The 19674-nt window shown below is 46.6% G+C and carries 15 protein-coding genes and 1 pseudogene; 10 read left to right on the top strand and 6 right to left on the bottom strand.

What is annotated here, in order from left to right:
* The first annotated feature begins 47 nt into the window (after positions 1-47).
* From P9687_RS13495 to P9687_RS13485, 3 genes are all read left to right on the top strand, one after another.
* Positions 48-1649: an ATP-binding protein gene (locus tag P9687_RS13495; RefSeq protein ID WP_061564837.1), complete on the top strand. Its 1602-nt coding sequence runs from the start codon at positions 48-50 to the stop codon at positions 1647-1649.
* The gene (locus P9687_RS13490; protein WP_014096293.1) at positions 1646-2326 is read left to right on the top strand and encodes a response regulator; all 681 of its coding nucleotides are present in this window, start codon (positions 1646-1648) and stop codon (positions 2324-2326) included. Before P9687_RS13495 ends, P9687_RS13490 begins: the two co-directional genes overlap by 4 nt.
* A 316-nt stretch (positions 2327-2642) precedes the next feature.
* Entirely contained in the window at positions 2643-3944 is a 1302-nt protein-coding gene (locus P9687_RS13485; RefSeq protein WP_035189148.1) for a CitMHS family transporter, read from the top strand.
* 274 nt (positions 3945-4218) lie between these two features.
* On the opposite strand, the gene P9687_RS13480 is transcribed toward P9687_RS13485, so the two are convergent.
* Positions 4219-5226, bottom strand: a complete 1008-nt coding sequence (locus P9687_RS13480; protein ID WP_017550628.1) for a glycosyltransferase family 2 protein — start codon at positions 5224-5226, stop codon at positions 4219-4221.
* 550 nt (positions 5227-5776) lie between these two features.
* Here P9687_RS13480 and helD point away from each other — a divergent pair.
* Positions 5777-8068 (top strand): RNA polymerase recycling motor HelD, encoded by a 2292-nt coding sequence (gene helD, locus P9687_RS13475; protein ID WP_328228675.1) that lies wholly within the window; start codon positions 5777-5779, stop codon positions 8066-8068.
* A gap of 895 nt (positions 8069-8963) precedes the next feature.
* Here the strand turns inward: helD and P9687_RS13470 are convergent.
* The 5 genes and pseudogenes from P9687_RS13470 to P9687_RS13450 all read right to left on the bottom strand — a co-directional run bounded on the left by P9687_RS13470 (position 8964) and on the right by P9687_RS13450 (position 10813).
* Positions 8964-9233 carry a hypothetical protein gene (locus tag P9687_RS13470; RefSeq protein WP_035189152.1) on the bottom strand — a complete coding sequence of 90 codons (270 nt, stop codon included), beginning with the start codon at positions 9231-9233 and terminating at the stop codon, positions 8964-8966.
* A 23-nt stretch (positions 9234-9256) separates the two neighbouring features.
* Positions 9257-9415 (bottom strand): annotated as a pseudogene (locus P9687_RS13465) (IS200/IS605 family element RNA-guided endonuclease TnpB); the annotation flags it as partial.
* Positions 9416-9521: 106 nt separating this feature from the next.
* Positions 9522-10067, bottom strand: coding sequence for a hypothetical protein (locus P9687_RS13460; RefSeq protein ID WP_035189154.1), 546 nt, complete (start codon positions 10065-10067; stop codon positions 9522-9524).
* Positions 10068-10356: 289 nt separating this feature from the next.
* Positions 10357-10608: a hypothetical protein gene (locus P9687_RS13455; RefSeq protein WP_071452323.1), complete on the bottom strand. Its 252-nt coding sequence runs from the start codon at positions 10606-10608 to the stop codon at positions 10357-10359.
* Positions 10598-10813: a helix-turn-helix transcriptional regulator gene (locus P9687_RS13450; protein WP_014096284.1), complete on the bottom strand. Its 216-nt coding sequence runs from the start codon at positions 10811-10813 to the stop codon at positions 10598-10600. The genes P9687_RS13455 and P9687_RS13450 overlap by 11 nt, the downstream gene beginning before the upstream one ends.
* A 514-nt stretch (positions 10814-11327) precedes the next feature.
* On the opposite strand from P9687_RS13450, the gene P9687_RS13445 reads away from it, so the two are divergent.
* The 6 genes from P9687_RS13445 (at position 11328) to P9687_RS13420 (ending at position 19508) form a co-directional block, all read left to right on the top strand.
* Positions 11328-11888, top strand: a complete 561-nt coding sequence (locus tag P9687_RS13445) for a glycerol-3-phosphate responsive antiterminator (RefSeq protein ID WP_014096283.1) — start codon at positions 11328-11330, stop codon at positions 11886-11888.
* A 416-nt stretch (positions 11889-12304) separates the two neighbouring features.
* A complete protein-coding gene (locus P9687_RS13440; RefSeq protein WP_046721341.1) occupies positions 12305-13105 on the top strand; it encodes an MIP/aquaporin family protein in 801 nt (266 codons plus the stop codon).
* Positions 13106-13117: 12 nt separating this feature from the next.
* A complete protein-coding gene (glpK, locus tag P9687_RS13435) occupies positions 13118-14608 on the top strand; it encodes a glycerol kinase GlpK (protein ID WP_251460352.1) in 1491 nt (496 codons plus the stop codon).
* Positions 14609-15355: 747 nt separating this feature from the next.
* A complete protein-coding gene (locus tag P9687_RS13430; protein ID WP_035182630.1) occupies positions 15356-16984 on the top strand; it encodes a glycerol-3-phosphate dehydrogenase/oxidase in 1629 nt (542 codons plus the stop codon).
* A gap of 270 nt (positions 16985-17254) precedes the next feature.
* Positions 17255-18523 (top strand): C4-dicarboxylate transporter DctA, encoded by a 1269-nt coding sequence (dctA, locus tag P9687_RS13425; protein WP_071452328.1) that lies wholly within the window; start codon positions 17255-17257, stop codon positions 18521-18523.
* A gap of 304 nt (positions 18524-18827) precedes the next feature.
* Positions 18828-19508: a Crp/Fnr family transcriptional regulator gene (locus P9687_RS13420; RefSeq protein ID WP_081355884.1), complete on the top strand. Its 681-nt coding sequence runs from the start codon at positions 18828-18830 to the stop codon at positions 19506-19508.
* Positions 19509-19674: the final 166 nt, after the last annotated feature.

Here is a 19674-nt window from a genome sequence, read left to right as displayed (position 1 = left end):
AAAAATCATGTAAAATGGAGATAAATCCTGTTTGGCGGGGGATGGGGATGCGTAAAAGAAAGGTTTCATTGCAGACAAAAATACTGGGGCTTGTGCTGCTTCTGTCTTTTTTGATCATCGGTGCGCTTTCCGGTTATTTTATGGTGCTGGAGCAACGCCAAATCGAACAACAGGAAGGGCGCCTAGCGTTAAATATTGCCAAAACGGTGGCGGCCATGCCGGCTGTTGTGAATGCTTTCCAAAGCAAAGATCCGTCCAAAACGATTCAGCCGCTTGCGGAAAAAATCCGCAAAGAAACCGGCGCCGAGTTTATCGTTGTCGGCAACAGGGAAGGGATCCGCTACTCCCATCCACTCCCGGGTCGGATTGGCAAAAAGATGGTCGGCGGTGACAATGAACGGGCTATTTTGAAAGGGGAATCCTATATCTCAAGCGCAAAAGGATCACTTGGCCCGTCATTAAGAGGGAAAACACCGGTACGCGACCGGAACGGAAACATTATTGGCATTGTATCGGTCGGGTTCATGTTAAGTGATGTGAACCGGCAGACCAACATGCACATGATGAAAGTGGCTGGAGTCGCGTTGCTTGCTTTTTTCGGGGCCATCATCGGAAGCGTGCTGCTTGCCCGGGATATCCGTAAAGACACAATGGGGCTTGAACCGTTCGAAATCGCGTCGCTTTATAAAGAAAAGCGGGCCATTTTACATGCGGTTAAAGAAGGGATTATTGCTGTGGATCGGGAAGGGTTTGTCACTACCATGAACCAGCCGGCGAAAAAAATGCTGCACATTGACGGATCGGTCAGGCGTACAAAGATTGACAAGCTGATACCGCCTTCCATTTTTTACGCCGTGTTAAAATCCGGCAAGCCGCAAATGGACCGGGAAATGGTATGGAAAGACCGGACGCTCATTGTAAACAGTACCCCGATTCTGAATGAACGAGGGAAAGTGCAGGGGGTGGTTGCTTCTTTTCGCGACCGTTCGGAAATTGAACGAATGGCCAATACATTGAGCGAAGTCCGCCAGTACTCGGAAGATTTGCGGGCCCAGTCCCATGAATACGCAAATAAGCTGCATGTCCTTTCCGGGTTGCTTCAGCTTGGAGCTTATGAAGACGCAATTGAATTTATCCGGGAAGAGACGGCATCTTTGAAAAACCAGCACGCCCGTGTTTTTGAGAAGATAAAAGACATGAAAGTTCAGGCGGTTTTGCTCGGCAAACTTGGCAAAGCATCCGAAAAAAAGATTCATTTTGATATTGATCCGAACAGTTCTTTAGAAAGGTTGCCAAAGCAAATCGATGTGATGCGGCTGATTGTCATGCTTGGCAATCTGCTCGACAATGCTTTTGAAGCAGCAGGGAAAACCGATCACCCGACTGTCTTGTTTTTTGCGACAGATATGGGGGATGACATTGTATTTGAAATCAGCGATAACGGGCCTGGCATGGAAGAAGCGGTCCTCGCACATATATTTGAAAGGGGTTTTTCAACAAAAACAAAAGAAACGAACAGAGGGTTTGGCTTATCCAATGCCGCTCATGCTGTGTCCGAACTCGGGGGTTTTATCGAAGTCCACAGCCACCCCGGGGAAGGAACGGTTTTTACGGTTTATTTGCCGAAAAGGGAGGGTGTCGACAGTTGAAAACAATAAAAGCGGTGATCGCCGAGGATGATTTCCGCGTGGCGCTTGTCCATGAAAAATTTCTGGCGGAGTTCCCTTGTTTCGAAGTGGTTGGCAAAGCCTTGAATGCAAAAGAAACGCTGGCGCTTGTGGAGGAAAAGTCTCCGGATTTTTTGCTTCTGGATGTATATTTTCCCGACCGGCTCGGTGTTGATCTACTTCCTGACCTGCGGGCATTGTCGCCGCATCTCGATATTATGATGATTACAGCCGCTGCGGAAAAGGATTTTATCGAAAAGGCGCTTCATTATGGGGTGGAACACTATTTAATCAAGCCGGTTTCACTTAAGCAGTTTAAGGAGGCGGTCGAAAAGTATCTGGATAAAAAGCGCCTCCTGGAAACAGCGGGTACGGTGGATCAGGCCTGGGTTGATTCGCTGTTCGGGTCGCCACGCCGGGAAGCGGGGACGCAGGAAACGGAGCTGCCGAAAGGAATTGATGCGATTACGCTGAGCAAAGTAAAAGCAGTGCTAATTCCGGACCAGGGGCAGTCCGCCGAACAGGTCGCTGAAAAAATCGGCGCCTCCCGGACAACCGCCCGCCGCTATTTGGAATACCTGGTTTCCATCCGGACGTGCAGAGCAGAAGTCGAATACGGCATCGTCGGCAGGCCGGAGCGGAAATATTATCTTGTTTAAACGCCTGTACGGCAGGTTGTGAAAACGAGGGTTACAAAAAATGGAAATCGGGTTTTCCATAAGTGTTGGGACCGTGACGGGATACTGGGGAGTACTGGGTACGTGTTGCTCTTGCACGAGGCTCACCGACCATTAGATCGGCCGGCTTCGTTAGCGAGTACTGGGCACATGTTGCTTTTGCACCCTTCCCCCTTTTCTGTTCGTGAACAAAATGAACAAAATAGTCAAAATAGATTTTATACCAAATATGTTGAAAACGCTTACAATGGTTGGTTCATTGGGTAAACTGAAAGAAATGAACGAAGGGGTGGCTGTTTTGTTGGCGTTCATGGGTTTTTTGATGATTATTGTTTTCATGTTTTTGATCATGACGAAGCGGCTTTCCGCCATGATTGCGTTGATGTTGGTGCCGGTCATTTTTGCGGTTATCGGCGGGTTTTGGAAAGGAATCGGGAAGATGGCGATCGAGGGGGTTACAAGCGTCGCGCCGACCGGCATTATGATTTTATTTGCCATTCTTTATTTTGGACTCATGATCGACGCGGGGTTATTTGACCCGGTGATCTCGCAAATATTAAAACTCGTAAAAGGGGATCCGCTCAAAATTGCGATCGGGACAGCGGTTTTAGCCGTTTTGGTATCGCTTGACGGGGACGGCACGACCACCTATATGATTACTATATCCGCGATGCTGCCGCTTTACCAGCGGATCGGCATGAAACCGCTCGTGCTTGCGGGCATTGCCGTTTCCGGATCGGGCGTGATGAACCTGCTGCCATGGGGAGGCCCGACAGCCAGGGCAATGAGCGCGCTCGGCCTCGAGACGTCAGATCTGTTCACGCCGGTGATTCCGTCTATGATCGGCGGCTTGCTATTTGTCTTTCTCCTTGCTTTTTATCTCGGGCGTAAAGAAAGAAAACGGCTGGGGATCATCAGCTCAGAAAATGAAGCAATTTTGGAACAGGCTGCAGCAGTTGCAGTCGGTGAGGGGAATGAATTAAAGCGCCCGAAACTCATTTGGTTCAACGGCCTTTTGACGATTGCGCTGCTTGTTGGGCTCATTATGGAAGTGCTGCCGACAGCGGTTTTGTTTATGCTCGGTTTTGCCATTGCGGCGATGGTCAACTATCCGAATATGGATGTCCAGAAAGAAAGGGTTGCAGCCTATGCTGGAAATGCGATGTCGGTTGTGGGGATGATTTTTGCAGCCGGGATTTTTACAGGCATTTTGTCCGGGACAAAAATGGTTGATGCAATGGCAAACACATTGATTACCCACGTTCCAGCAGCCTGGGGACCGCATTTTGCCGTCATCACGGCAGTCATCAGTGCACCGTTTACCTTTTTCATGTCCAATGATGCATTTTATTACGGCGTTCTCCCGCTCGTTGCAAAAGCAGCAGCAGCGTACGGCATTAGTGCGGAGGCAATTGGCAGGGCATCATTGCTCGGGCTTCCGGTCCATTTGCTGAGCCCGCTCGTCCCATCCACCTATCTGCTGGTCGGCATGGTCGGTGCCGAGTTTGGTGATTTGCAACGTGCTTTCTTAAAATGGGCGTGCGTATCGGCACTCGTTATGATCATTGTGGCATTGGTGATTGGCGTGATTCCATTTTGAAGCAGGAAAAGCGAAAGGATGATGTGTGCCTTTCGCTTTTTTGCACTTGAGGGAGCCTAGGTTTGGTTCCGGTTCTTACAGGCTGGTCTGTGATTTTCGCGGCTCTTTTCGTAAAATGACCTGAAAGAAAAGAAGCCCGTGTTTACGCGTTCACCGAGGTGATTTGCTGCATACGAAAACACGGCTTCCCAAAAAAGCGAGATAGAAGGAAGCGGCGGGGTGGAACAAGCCAACCACTGCTTCTGATACGACGTAAAAAGCGACAACAGGCTTGTCAATTAATCCTTTTTGCCGAATCCTGCTGTGTCCGCAACAATTGCTGGCTGATTGTCTCCTGCTGTGCATCCTGCGCAATCGTGTAGCGCGGACGCCTTTTTGTTTCCTGGTAAATTTTACCGATATACTCGCCGATTAACCCCATACTCATTAACATAAAGCCGCCTAAAAACCAAATGGAGATGATAATCGAAGCCCAGCCGTCATCCGCATGGCCGGAAATTTTTACAAAAAGTGCATACAAGCCGGCGATGGTGCTTGATAAAAAAGTAAACAAACCGACAAGGGTAATAAAGTGAATCGGCACCACACTAAAAGAAGTAAGGCCGTCAAAGGCAAACGCCAGCATTTTTTTGAGCGGATACTTGCTCTCGCCGGCTGCCCGTTCTTTCCGGTCGTAAAGCACTTCGGCCGTTTGCAAGCCGATTAACGGCACCACACCGCGCAAAAATAAATTTTGCTCAGGGAAGCGGGAAAGCTCCTCCAGCGCACGCTTACTCATCAGCCGGTAATCCGCATGATTGTATACGAGATCAACGCCGAGTTTTTTCATTGCCCGGTAATACCCCTGGGCAGTCGCTCTTTTAAAAAAGGTATCTTTCTCCCGCTTTTTCCGCACGCCGTACACAATGTCACAGCCGTCGTGAAACTTCAATAGAAATTCGCGCATAACCGAGATGTCATCCTGCAAATCAGCATCGATGGAAATGACACAGTCAGCCTCTTCTTTTGCTGTTTCGAGCCCGGCAAGCAGCGCTTTTTGGTGCCCGAAATTGCGCGAAAGCTTCAATCCTTTGACAAGCCGGTTTTTCCTTACAATTTCCTCGATCATCGTCCATGTCTGGTCACGGCTGCCGTCATCGACAAACAAAATACTGCTTTTCGGGCTGATCAGGCCTTCGTTCATCAAGGAATACACCATTTCCGTCAGCTGGCGTTCCGTTTCGTATAAAACAGCTTCTTCGTTGTAACAGGGAACGACAATGGTCAGTACTGGATTTTCCACGTTAGCAACCTCCAACAAACAGTATTACGGATAGGTTTTGCCAGCGTGCATCACTTTATGCTTGAAAAAGGGAAATGAAGAAAAAGAATGGCAAGATGAGAGATTATGCGGTCTTCTCTATAAAATAACTTAAGTTTTTACATCAACCCCGAGCACCCATTTGGCATGAGTACTACTTTTTGTGGCAGGCAACAGAACGGAAAAAAACATGGAATGGCAAAAGAGAACAGACCAGACATTGGAAAATCAGGTGGAAACGTGGTATACTAAGATGCGGAGTGCAACGGATGGGGAATATATATTTTACCATCTTAATTATATCATCTCCTCATCCCATTGTCAAATTTATTGGCTTGCGGTGCTACATTTTTCCCTACTGGTTGGGATGCCGGGGTATACCGCTTCATGCCATATAAAATGAACTTATGTTTTGACATCAAGCCAATTTGCATGATGACTACTTTTACAGCAGGCAACAGAGCTAAGATAGTTTGTTCATTTTTTTAAGAAAAATTTTCTATACTCTTACTGTCAGGAAGGGGCCGGTTCTATGCCACACGATGAAGAATGGTTAAAGGAACAAAAACGCGTTGATGATACAATTGAAAAAATGAAGCACGAAAAGGATACACTGCTCTCCAAAGTAAGGGCTGTCCGCGGCGAGGCACAGGAAATCCGCAATACGTTCTGGGAAGACGTAACGGTGAACCTCGATGAGCCGGATGATGTCGTAGAAACATCGGCGAGCGTCCGCCAGCAGGCAGAACTCCTTGCTGAACGCGAACGAAGCTATGGGCATATGGAAAAAGATGTGAAAAAACTTGATCGCCTCATTTATTCTCCATATTTTGCCCGCGTCGATTTTCATGAAGAAGGGGAACCTTCCGAGCCCATTTACATCGGCATTGCTTCCTACCGGGATGAGGATGAGTATCTCGTTTACGATTGGCGTGCGCCAATTTCCAGTATTTATTATGACGGAGTGCCCGGCCCGGTTTCGTACCAGGCGCCGGACGGCAGGCGCGAAGGCATCATGGATTTGAAACGGCAGTTTTTAATCCGGCGTGGCCATATTGAAGCGATGTTTGATACCGGTGTCTCGATTGGCGATGAAATGTTGCAGGAAATGCTTGGAGCAAATGCAAATACCCATATGAAAAATATTGTGGCGACGATTCAGAAAGAACAGAACCGGATTATCCGTGGTGTTTCCAGCAATCTTCTGTTCGTGCAAGGGGCCGCCGGAAGCGGAAAAACATCGGTTGCCCTGCAGCGGATTGCGTATTTGCTGTACCGTTACCGCGATTCGCTCCATTCCGAGCAAATGGTTTTATTTTCGCCGAACCAGCTATTTAATCATTATGTGTCAAAAGTGCTCCCGGAGCTCGGGGAAAACAATATGCAGCAGACGACTTTCCTGGAATTTGCCCAGGCACGTGCCGGCAAAAAGCTAAAAGTCGAAAGCCTGCTCGAACAAATGGAAGAAGCGCTCGAAGGCAAAGCCGAAAATAGGAAAGAAGCACAAATCAAAGGCAGCCTTGCCTTTTTCCATGCAGTTCGGGATTATGTGGAAAAACTTTTAAACGGCGGCATCCTTTTCCGCGATATCCGTTTTAAAGGCGAGACGATCGTGGCAAAGGAAAAAATTGCTGAGATGTTTTATGCCTATGATAAAAGTTACTCGCTGTCGAACCGGTTTCAGCTTGTCAGCAAAAAGCTGCTGAAAGAACTGGAACAGATTGCAAAAGAAGAGCGGAAAAAGCCATGGGTGGAAGAAGAAATGGAACTGCTCGGGACGGAAGCTTTCCTTGCCGCTCATCAATATGCCGAGCGCAAATCGCGCAAGAGCAATGATGCGTTCAGCGAGTCCAATTATGAGAAAGAATTTCTGGCGCGTAAAATTGTCAACCGCCGCTTCAGCTCGATCCGAAAACAAATTAAAACGTTTCATTATCTCCATATCCGTGCCCAGTATCTGGACTTTTTACGGCGCGCACCAGAATTTGTTCCCGGTGCGGAAGAACGGCTTGATGTAAAAACGCGCGCCGCTTTCCGTGATGGCTGGTTGCCCTATGAAGATACCGTGCCGTTTTTGTATCTCTTTGACCTTTTGACAGGCAAAGCTACGAGCAGTTCGATCAAATATGTGTTTATTGATGAAATCCAGGATTATTCGCCGGTCCAGCTTGCCTATTTGCGCTATTTGTTCCCGTACAGCAAGTTTACGATGCTCGGTGACTTGAACCAGTCCATATTCGGCACAAGCGGCCGTTCGCAGATGGAGCTGATTAAGGAAATTTTCGGTGAAGAAAAAGCGCAGGTCGTATACTTGACGAAAAGCTACCGTTCGACTGCCCAGATCACCCGCTTTACGAAAGAAATTTTAGCGGGCGGGGAGAAGATTGAATGGTTTGAACGCGAAGGCGATTTGCCGGTTGTTGCGGTGGCCCGCGGCAAGGAAGAAGCTTTGGCAAAAGTTGTACGGTTTGCGAAAAAGTACGCAAAAGATAGCAATACCGTTGCGATCATCGGCAAGTCACGGAAACAGTGTGCCGAAGCGTATGAAACATTGCGGGAAGAACTGGATCTGACCTTTATTGAAAAAGAATACAGCGATCTTCCGGAAGGCATCATCCTGATCCCGTCTTATCTTGCGAAGGGGCTGGAATTTGACAGCGTCATCGTGCTCGATGCTTCCGCGTCTGTGTATAAAGATGAAGCAGAACGCACCCTGCTATATACAGTCGGGACGCGGGCAATGCACCACCTTGCCCTTGTCAGCAACGGTCCGGTGACCCCGCTTTTAGATAAAGTGCCCGAGACGCTATACGTAAAGGAATAAGAAACAGGATAACAACGGCCGGCTGCCAAACGCATCAGCCGGCCGTGATCTTTTCCAGTAAGTAAATCGGAACCCACGTTCTATCATGTTTGCGATGCGGAAGCAAATGGCGGGGACCTTTCCACCTGTTTTACGGCTTTCAAAGGGGGGGCTTGTTTTTTTTTTAAAATCAGTGATGGTGTGGCGAAACAGACATCCTTGTTCGCGAAATTTAGCAGGAGTTTTGGGATGGGGTGCAGAAACATTAGAAAAAAGGAAATACCTTTTATATAGGGGGAACTTATGGAAAAGTTTATTAAAATATGGAGGAGTACTTATATTTGGCTTTTGATCTTTCTACCGGTTCTTTTATTCGCAACTTTCGATCATGTCCATATTTCTTTTTTCATCTTAGCCTTTTATTTCTTTGTTCACCTTATCATAGAATTTTATAAAAAAGTTGCAGCCAGGCAAAAAATTGGCACTGTCTGCTTGATCTTGATTTTTCTTTATTTTAGCTTTGTTTATTGAGACCACCAAGGCAGTTGCCCGGGGGATTTCGTGTATGGAGTCACAGCCACAAAACTTTGACATCTATAGACCGGGTAACGGCTTTTGTTATCGACGGTTCTCTTTACGCTCGAAACCTTAGTAAATCTGTTGAACTTCTGGCTAAAGTATTCCCATCACTGCTTTATGGGAGATTCCAAATACTGACAAGGAATTGAATAGACAGCTCTTCATTTATACCTGTTGACTCTGTTTTAATGTGCTCTGCCTAAAAGGAAAACGGATCCCAATCTGGATAAACGCACTTTCGGTTTCAAACACCAGCAAGCGCCCTCCAACCTCGTGGTTTGCGATGCTAATAAAAAAGCGACATGGTTTTGGCCATGTTGCTTTTTAATTCAGTTCGCTATGGTTGATTCCAAAAAAATGTAGTAACGATGACCGGCACAATAACAGCAATCATTAGAACAGCAAGATTCCCGATAATGCTAATTACTTTCATGAAGCCGCCACCTTTGCTACTAAAGGCAAGAATTAATCCAATAATAGGGAACACAGTTAAAATGATGATTGTTATTTGCCCAGGAAATAAGTCCACACCTCCATAAATAGAAATTAAATAAACCAATGCCAAAAAAATGAAGAGCACAAAGGATATTCCTTCGTATTTTTTCACAAAATTTTCTCCCTTTTTTAATATTAGCAGGCGATCCCCGCCATTCCTACGGTTAGAAGCCTTATGACTTCATTTTTAAGATTGATTCTTGCGTTTAAATCTCGGTTTGTATGGCGGGAATGGCAATTCGAGCATTCCCATTCCCGTACTGCCAGGTTTTTAACGTCTTTATTTTGGTAGCTTGTAGCATAACCGAAGTTGGAAACTAGGAAAATTTAGGATACAGCTACTTGGTCCATATTGAACGGAATTTTAGAGGCGTGACGAATATATCACACCTCATATTTTTCAATCATTTTTAAATTTATCAAGCAGAATATGAGATCCATTCATTGGATGATCGTGGATCGTAATAAAGTAATGCTGATCAGAATATATTTTCCGCTCTTTAGGCCCCTCATCAAAGATAATTTCCAAAAAAATATCGCCATCATATTTTTTGTTATTTGCAGCTAATTTCTCGTAAACATAGGGTACCCATACTTCTCCCTGCAATTCTAAGCTTCGATATCCGATTTCCCCAAACCAACAATTAAAAGTCCTTCGCAACAACCGATAATTCCTTTCACCATAATCGTTTTTGGAAAATAAACCTCGAAAATCAAATTTTTCCGCTAGCCAATATTGAATATCTTCTTCCTGTATATCAGAGCGCAAACATTCCCTCCATATTTCTTTACCCTTTTCTAAAAAAGACTTCCTATCAATAAAACCTTCGCTTTCAAGAGGCAGATAGGGAAACTTATTACCTTCATTTTCCAAATTGGTATAAGCGTTATGAATATAGATTAAAAAATTAAAGTTATAATTAATGACATCTCCTACGTTGATCACAATATTACCCTTTTCTGTATGGTGTTGGGGCACCGATACTTCAGCATTGGATACGATCCCAATTTTATAAGCTAAAGGTATCACCGCTTATCTTTTACTATTTTCTTTTGGATATAACCAGCCTGACAATTAAGTAACCGGGTTCTTATTTTTTTCTGGATAGATAGCTGGTAAGAGTAAAACCACCAAGCAATAGAATGCATAGAGCTAAGATCATATTCTCAATTGAAACAGACTTTATACCAAGTACAGCCATTACTCCTAAAGCAGCTATTACAAAAATCATAATCTAAAAAAGAAATATTCTGTTATATTTTTTTCTATTTTCGATAGTACGTTCATCTTCTACTACCTCATCATCGTCCTCTTGTTTTTTTAAATCCCTATTATATTCCCAGACTCCAAAGATTGCAATTACATCACCAACAAGTGACCAAATTGGGAAGGGATGCTCAAATATAGCAACAAATATATTAATTACAATTACAGTAGCAATACATAACCAAATATTTAGTGGCTTTCTTTTATAATTAGACGGCACTGTCTTCACCCTCCTCTAAAAAGAATATTTCTTCTACATTTTTGCCGAAAAACTTAGCAATTTTAAGCGCAAGCTCAAGACTGGGATTATAACGGTGATTTTCAATCGTAATGACTGTTTGCCGCGTAATTTTTAATTCTTTTGCAAGCTGTTCTTGCGTTATCCCGATTTCTTTTCTTAGTAACTTAATGTTGTTTTTAACCATAGCTGAGTAGCTCCTGATATGTATAAGTTTAAATGATTTTTCCTTTCCTCAATAAAGTAAGAGTATCTTTACAACCAGTATATCCGGTTTATTCAAAAATGTAAACATATTTTTACGTAAAAACATCTTTACATCAATGTCTTTACCGTTTTTGTTTGAAAACTCAATTTTGGGGATGCAAAATTACCTATAAAAAAAACCTATTTCAAAATATGTTGCTTTTAAAACCCGATCCTATACAATATACACGTGGAAAATGGCCTAAACTGAATAAAAAGAGAGCTGGCTTTTATGCAACCAAATGAGCCACTTGGTCTGATTCATATGCCCTTAGCTGCGCGAAACATTCACTCATCTTTTTCACGATGACAGCAGAAAATGAAAAATTCCCGGGGACAGTCCCCTCAAAAGACACGATTCACACACAGCCGGGAAAATCTTGACATATACACAATGCGTACCGGCCCATCGTACGTGGTAAACTAAATTTGCATAAACATAAGGAGGAGAAAAAATGGCCTTTTCTCAAAGAATTCTTCCGGCTTCTGTCAACATGAAGGAGTTTGAAAGGTTTTTAAAAAGTGATTATGAAATCGGGATTTTTCTGGAGCTTCACATTTCACAGCTCAAATATGTCGCGGCAATGGCAAAGGCGGAAGGCAAAAAAATGATTTACCATGTGGACTTGATCCAGGGCTTGAAGAGTGATGATTACGCAACGGAATATTTATGCCAGGAGTATCAACCTTTCGGGCTAATTTCCACGAAAGCCAATGTCATACAAAAAGCAAAGCAAAAGGGAGTCGTGTCGATCCAAAGAATGTTCCTGATTGATTCGCATGCGCTTGAGAAAAGTTACAAATTAATTGAACGGACGAAACCTGATTATATTGAAGTTTTGCCGGGAATCGCGCCATGGATGATCACCGAAGTAAAAGAACGGCTTGGCATTCCAATTTTTGCAGGCGGGTTGATCCGTACGCGGGAAGATGTGGAAAAAGCATTGAAAGCCGGAGCGGAAGGCATCACTACCTCGGACACGGAATTGTGGGAAGCCTTTTTGGAAAAGAAATAAAGATAAGCGGCTGTTCCGGGCGGCCGCAGTGGTTTTTTTGCATGGGACGGCACCCGGGTGTACAGCGGGCATATTGACAAGCCGACTCCTAACCAGAAGTGGAAGCGATGTGAAACATTCTCCCATTGGAGCCGAATGCAGCCCAGCGGAATCCTAAGTCTGCTGGCAAGGATGTCCGCTTCTTTCAACAAAATCTGGAAAAATCCGGTATATATTTTTTGTGAACATGGATTGACAAAATTTAAAGTAAGCGTTATCATCATACATAAGTTAATAAACTTGGCAGGAGAACAAAGAGATCCACTCCATTCGCAACAAATTTGCGGGCGTCGTGGGTTTTTTTGTTCTTTTTTTGATGAAAGGGACCGGATTATTGCCGGATCAGCTTTTAATTCATTCGAAATGGAGGAAGGGCTATGAATTCATATTTAGCAGAATTGGTTGGCACAGCCATCCTGATTATTTTTGGTGGCGGTGTTTGTGCCAATGTCAATTTGAAAAAGTCATTTGCCTACCAGAGCGGCTGGATTGTCATTTCGTTCGGGTGGGGACTTGGCGTCGCCATGGCGGCTTATGCAGTCGGAAAATACAGCGGTGCCCACTTAAATCCCGCACTTACCGTCGGGCTTGCATTTAACGGGGATTTTCCATGGTCGAAAGTGGCCGGGTATATTTTGGCGCAAATGGTCGGAGCCATGATCGGCGCTGCCGTCGTATTTTTTCACTTTTTGCCGCACTGGAAGGAGACGGACGATCCGGGAGCCAAACTTGGCGTATTTTCGACCGGGCCGGCCATTCCAAACTATTTTGCGAATCTTATCAGTGAAATGATTGGGACCTTTGTTCTTGTGCTCGGTGTTCTTACGATCGGGGCAAATAAGTTTACAGACGGGCTGAACCCGTTCATCGTTGGCATGCTGATTGTAGCGATCGGGGTTTCACTTGGCGGGACGACGGGTTATGCGATCAACCCTGCCCGCGACCTTGGCCCGAGAATTGCCCATTTTCTGCTCCCGATTGCAGGGAAAGGGCCTTCGAATTGGGGTTATGCGTGGGTGCCGGTTGCCGGTCCGTTGCTCGGGGGTTCTCTCGGGGGCGTTTTTTACCGGGCTGTGTTTAAAAATGATTGGACGCCCGCGTTTTGGTGTGTTTTGCTAACGTGTTTACTTGTATTATTGATAGTATGGATGATAGAAAACAAGAAAAAGAGAGCGTAAGGAGGAAACGGGATGGAGAAATTTATTTTATCCATTGACCAGGGGACAACAAGTTCAAGAGCTATTCTTTTTAACCAAAAAGGGGAAATTGTGCATACAGCCCAGCAGGAATTTCATCAGTATTTTCCACAGCCTGGCTGGGTGGAACATAATGCGAATGAAGTGTGGGCATCGGTGCTCGCGGTTACGACGACCGTTTTAACAGAAGCAGATGTAGAGCCGAAGCAGATTGCCGCGATTGGGATTACCAACCAGCGTGAGACAACGGTCGTCTGGGATAAAAAGACGGGTCATCCGATTTACAATGCGATTGTCTGGCAGTCGCGGCAGACAGCGGATATTTGCGCTGACTTAAAAGAAAAAGGCTATGCTGATATGGTCCGTGAAAAAACAGGGCTCCTCATCGACCCGTATTTCAGCGGGACAAAAATCAAATGGATCCTTGACCATGTTGACGGAGCAAGAGAACGCGCTGAAAAAGGCGAGCTCCTGTTTGGCACAATCGACACTTGGCTGATCTGGAAATTTTCAGGCGGCAAAGCCCATGTTACCGATTATTCAAACGCGTCCCGGACACTTTTGTACAATATTTACGATTTGAAATGGGATCCCGAGCTGCTTGAAATGCTGGACGTTCCTGCTGCGATGCTCCCGGAAGTGAAGCCTTCCTCCCATGTTTATGCACGGACTGCGCCGTACCATTTCTTCGGTGAGGAAATTCCGATTGCAGGCGTGGCGGGCGACCAGCAGGCAGCGCTGTTCGGGCAGGCTTGCTATGAAGAAGGGATGGCGAAAAATACGTACGGCACCGGTTGCTTTATGCTGATGAATACCGGCGAAAAAGCTGTTTCTTCCAAGCATGGCTTGCTGACGACGCTCGCATGGGGTATTGATGGAAAAGTCGAGTATGCCCTTGAAGGCAGCATCTTTGTGGCAGGGTCAGCGATTCAATGGCTGCGTGACGGGATGCGCATGATCAAAGACAGCGCTCAAAGTGAATCGTATGCAGAGCGGGTTGATTCAACAGATGGTGTGTATGTCGTGCCGGCATTTGTCGGGCTTGGGACACCGTACTGGGAAAGCGATGTGCGCGGCTCGGTGTTCGGGCTGACACGGGGCACCACGAAAGAACATTTTATCCGGGCCACGCTTGAATCGCTCGCCTATCAGACGAAAGATGTGCTTGCTGCAATGGAGGCAGATTCCGGACTGCCGCTTAAAACATTGCGTGCGGACGGCGGCGCAGTGAAAAACAATTTTCTCATGCAGTTCCAAAGCGACATGTTAGGCGTGCCGGTTGAGCGCCCGGTTGTGAGCGAGACCACTGCACTTGGCGCCGCATACTTGGCGGGGCTTGCGGTCGGTTACTGGGAATCGCGTGAAGAAATTGCCCGCCAGTGGAAAGTGGAACGCAAATTTGAACCGTCACTCGCGGAAAAAGAACGCGAAGCCTTATATGACGGATGGAAAAAAGCAATCCGTGCAACCATTGCCTTTAAATAGATTTGCAGATTGCTGCAGGCAGCGCGGTAATCTGGCTTAGCCTGCGACCAAATTGGGCAGTCATACGGAAGTGGGCATGCAGTAGGCAACGTGGTTTATCTGGGTTAACCTGCGACCCAAATTGAGCAGCTGTACGGAACCGGGCATGTAGTAGGCAACACGGGTAATCTGGCTTACCCTGCGACCGAACTGGGCAGCCATACGGAAGCGGGTATGCAGTAGGCAACGTGGTTTATGTGGCTTACCCTGCGCTAGCATTGCTGTTGCAGGCGGCCCCTGCTTTTAAAAAGCTTGCAGGGATACCATGGCAATAACACCTTGGATTCTGGGTAGCTGCAATACTAGCAGGCAACTAATAGTTTTGCGTAAGCTTTTACGTAGCCAGCTATTGCGTTGTTATCGCTCATCGTTCTGGCGCCATTGCGTCTATGTTTTAGCCGCAATACTAGCAGGCAATCAATAGTTTTGCGCCAGCTTAACCTGTGAGTTGATGTGGCCAGCTATTGCTATTCGGGCGGCGTTGCCTTCCATGTTTTTCCGGCGCTGCCTTATCTAACGGGGCAACGGCAAGAAACGGGGATTACTACATTTTCCCGGTGCATAACAGCTGAAAATCAGCGGAAGGTCTGTTATAATAAAAACAAGTTCATAAAATGTCAAGAGATGCAGAGAGACCTGGCTTGTTTTATGGGAGTTTTCCATAATGCATGGTTCAGGTCTCTTTTTATTTTATAGGAGGGGACAAAAATGGAATTTTCAGGAAAAGAGCGTGGGGCAGTTTTACAAAACATGAAGGATAAAACGTTCGATCTGCTTGTGATCGGTGGCGGCATTACAGGGGCCGGCATTGCGCTTGACGCAGTGTCGCGCGGCATGTCTGTAGCGCTTGTCGAGATGCAGGATTTCGCGGCGGGCACATCAAGCCGGTCAACCAAACTTGTCCACGGGGGCCTGCGGTACTTGAAACAATTTGAAGTAAAAATGGTGGCGGAAGTCGGAAAAGAGCGCGCCATCGTTTATGAAAACGGCCCGCATGTGACAACGCCGGAATGGATGCTGCTGCCGTTCCATAAGGGCGGGACGTTCGGCGCATTTACAACGAATATCGGCTTGCGGCTGTACGACTTTTTAGCCGGCGTGAAAAAAACGGAACGCCGGAAAATGCTGTCGGCTTCGGAAACCTTAAACAAGGAACCGCTGATCAAAAAAGATGGGCTGAAAGGCGGCGGTTATTATGTCGAATACCGGACGGACGACGCGCGGCTGACCATTGAAGTGATGAAAGCAGCAGTCGCACACGGGGCGCTGGCTGTCAACTATACAAAAGCGGAAGAGTATTTATATGAAAACGGCCGCATCTCGGGGGCCACTGTTCGTGACCAGATCAGCGGGGAAACCGTAAACGTGCGGGCGAAAATGGTCGTCAATGCGACCGGGCCGTGGAGTGACAAAATGCGCAATAAAGACGGGAAAGGGAGCAAAAGCCTCCGCCTCACAAAGGGCGTGCATATTGTGTTTGACCAAAGTATCTTTCCGCTCCGGCAGGCCGTGTATTTTGATACGCCGGACGGCCGCATGGTGTTTGCCATTCCGCGCGGCGACAAAACGTACGTCGGCACAACGGATACATTTTACGACAAAGACCCGATTCACCCGAAACCGCTCCCGAAAGATATTGATTACTTATTAAAAGCGATCCACTTTATGTTTCCAAAAGTCAAAGTGACAGCCCGTGATGTCGAATCAAGCTGGGCCGGCGTCCGTCCATTGATTTACGAAGAAGGAAAAGACGCCTCCGAAATTTCGCGTAAAGATGAAATTTGGGAATCCGACAGCGGCCTCGTGACAATCGCAGGCGGCAAACTGACCGGTTACCGGAAAATGGCGGAAACGGTTGTAGATCTTGTAGCACGCAGGCTTGGCGGCAATTTTCAGCCGTGCCAAACGAAGCACTTGCCGATTTCCGGCGGTGATGTGGGCGGCTCTGAAAATTTGCCGGCGTTTGTCAAAGCAAAAACAAAAGAAGGCGAAGCAAGCGGCCTGTCTGCGGAAGCAAGCCGGGCGATTGCGGAAAAATACGGCACGAACGCGGATCACGTATATGCATATGCGAAAAGCTGGAAAGACGACTATCCGCTACCGCGAGAAGTGTACGCCGTATTGAAATATGCAGTGGAACAAGAAATGGTGGTAAAACCGGTCGATTTCTTCATTCGCCGTACCGGTGCCCTTTTCTTCGATATCAACTGGGTCCGCAAATGGAAAGAGCCGGTTATAACATGGATGGCCGCTGAATTTTCCTGGGATGAAGAGACAGAACAGGCGTACAGGAAAGAATTGGAAGAAGCATTGCGGGAAGCGGTCCCGGAAGTGTAAACTTGTTCCGGGAAAGAGCACAGACCCTGGTTGCGAAAAAGGATTGGTTGACTATTCATATTGGAAGCATACGTCTCAGCGTTCTTGCAAAGACAGCTGGAAAAAGGCAGCGGGCACTGTTCCGCTGCTTTTTTGCGCTTTGCTTGCACCGATATTTTTTAAAAGCAAAATTTTTTTAATATAAAAATAGTGAAAACAGGATAAACCTGTACTATAATAGAAATATAGTTCGTGACACTAAAATGTAAGCGCAAACAGAGGGGATGACAAATGAGGATCAACTTTCGGAATCTTACAGTACAAGTCATTATCGGCATCATTCTGGGGATTATTGTAGGGCTTGTTTCACCTAAATTCGGCGCGGAACTGAATATTCTCGCGCAATGGTTTATTAAACTGATCAAAATGCTCGTCCCGCCGATTATCTTCTTTACGGTCATTATCGGGATCGGCGGCATGGGAGATTTGAAAAAAGTCGGTCGGATCGGCGGCAAGGCGCTTATCTATTTTGAAGTCGTCAGCACGGTTGCGCTCGCCATCGGTCTGATTATCGTGAATTTGATCCAGCCCGGCCATGGCATAGATACAAGCCATGCGAAAACAAGCCAGGTTTCACAATTCGTCACGCAGGCAAAAGACAGCGAACACGGTTTCATCGGTTTTATTTCCGGCATTATTCCGGAAAGCATCGCCGGGGCTTTTGTCAAGGGAGATCTTTTACCAATTTTATTTTTTGCGGTACTGTTCGGGGTTGCTGCCGCATCCCTCGGGGAGAGGGCAAAACCGGTTATCCGCTTTTTTGAAGATATGACGGAAGTTTTCTTTAAAATTGTCGGTATTGTCATGAAAGTGTCACCGATCGCTGCATTCGGGGCAATGGCCTATACAGTCGGCCAGTTTGGCGCAAGCTCGCTGATCAATCTCGGCGAATTAATGGGGTCTGTCTACCTGACAATGATCATTTTTATCGTGCTTGTCCTCGGTGGGATTGCAAAAGCGTTCGGTTTCAACATTTTCAAGTTCATCGCTTATATAAAGGAAGAACTTTTACTCGTGCTCGGGACTTCTTCATCGGAATCGGCGATGCCTTCCCTGATGAGAAAACTCGAAAACTTTGGTTGCTCAAAATCCGTTGTCGGCCTTGTCGTTCCAACCGGATACTCGTTTAACCTTGACGGCACCGCCATCTATTTGTCGATGGCATCCATTTTCATTGCGCAGGCGTATAATGTGCACCTGACGATCGGGCACCAAATTATGCTGCTGCTGATTTTAATGCTGACATCGAAAGGGGCGGCCGGCGTGACCGGTTCCGGTTTCATTACCCTTGCTGCGACTTTGTCTGCGTTCCCGGTTATCCCGGTTGCAGGGATTGCGCTGTTGATCGGCGTGGACCGGTTCATGTCTGAATCACGCGCGCTCACAAATATTATCGGGAATGCCGTCGCGACGGTCGTCATCTCCAAAACGGAAAAAGAATTTGACAAAAATGAAGCACTGGAAACGGCTGCCCATCCTACAGAATCGATTCCTTCTTAATAAGAGGCGCTCCGATTGGGGCCCTCTTCTTTTTTAACATTGGCTTTGGAGAATACGCGGGGTAATTGAGAGATAGTTGCACTTTATTGAAGGAAGGATAAGAGGCGTTCCGAGGGGGGACACTCTTATTTTTTTAACATTGACTTTGACTTTGGGCGGTGTGCTTATTTTTGTGTACAATAGGGTGTGTTGAGGGATTTGTCCAGCAGGCCGCCTGCAGCTACGTAATGATATCTATGAAATTTGGAGAATACCGAGTAATTGAGGGATAATTGCACTTTATTGAAGAAGGGAAGTGAGCGCTTTGGAAAACCTGCGTAAAATGCCGCTTTTTAAAGGACTCGGGGACGCGGATCTGGCTGTGATCGCCGATATATCTGTTAAAAAGCATGCAGAAAAGGATGCGCATATTTTTTTCCAGGGGGACCCGCAGGAAGCCGTTTATTTTATTGAAAGCGGGGAAGTGAAAATTTACCGCACCGATGCGAACGGCAAAGAGCAAGTTGTCACACTGCTTCGCGATGGCGACATGTTCCCGCATGTTGGTTTTTTCCGTAAAATAAGCTACCCGGCGAATGCGATGGCGGTTGTAGACACGAATCTCGTTGCGATCCGGATTACTGATTTTGAAAACGTGTTGCTCAACAATCCGCAGCTGACCATGACTTTATACGGTGTGATGAGTGATGAAATCCTTGACTTGCAGGACCGGCTCGAAGCCCAGATTTTAAACAACGCTTACGAGCAAGTAGTCAAACTTTTTCTGCGCCTCACCCGCACACATGGCGTTCAGGAAAAAGACGGGTTTGTCCTCGTGAAAACCCCGCTCAACAACTCCGACCTCGCCAACATGATCGGCGTCACCCGTGAAACGGTCAGCCGCACGATCCGCCAGCTTAAAGAAAAAAACCTCATCCTCCCGCAGGAAAAAGGCACATACCTCATTCACCAGGAAAAACTGACGGAGGAACTGCTCAGGGTATAAAGATTTTCCCGCCGGTAAGAATTAAAGCAAAGAAAGACAAGGGGGCGTCGTGGGAGCGAAATGTCTTTCATCGGGGTGATGAAGGACAAAAGTAAAGTGCCCGTGCAGCGAAATGTCTTTCATCGAGGTGATGAAGGACAAAAGAGGAGCGCCCGGGTCAGCGAAA

The sequence above is a fragment of the Weizmannia sp. CD-2023 genome (assembly GCF_036225245.1).
In the GTDB taxonomy this organism is placed as follows: Bacteria; Bacillota; Bacilli; order Bacillales; family Bacillaceae_C; genus Weizmannia; species Weizmannia faecalis.
The sequence above is the reverse complement of the archived record's forward strand: the minus strand, read 5'-3'. Positions and strand labels throughout refer to the sequence as shown.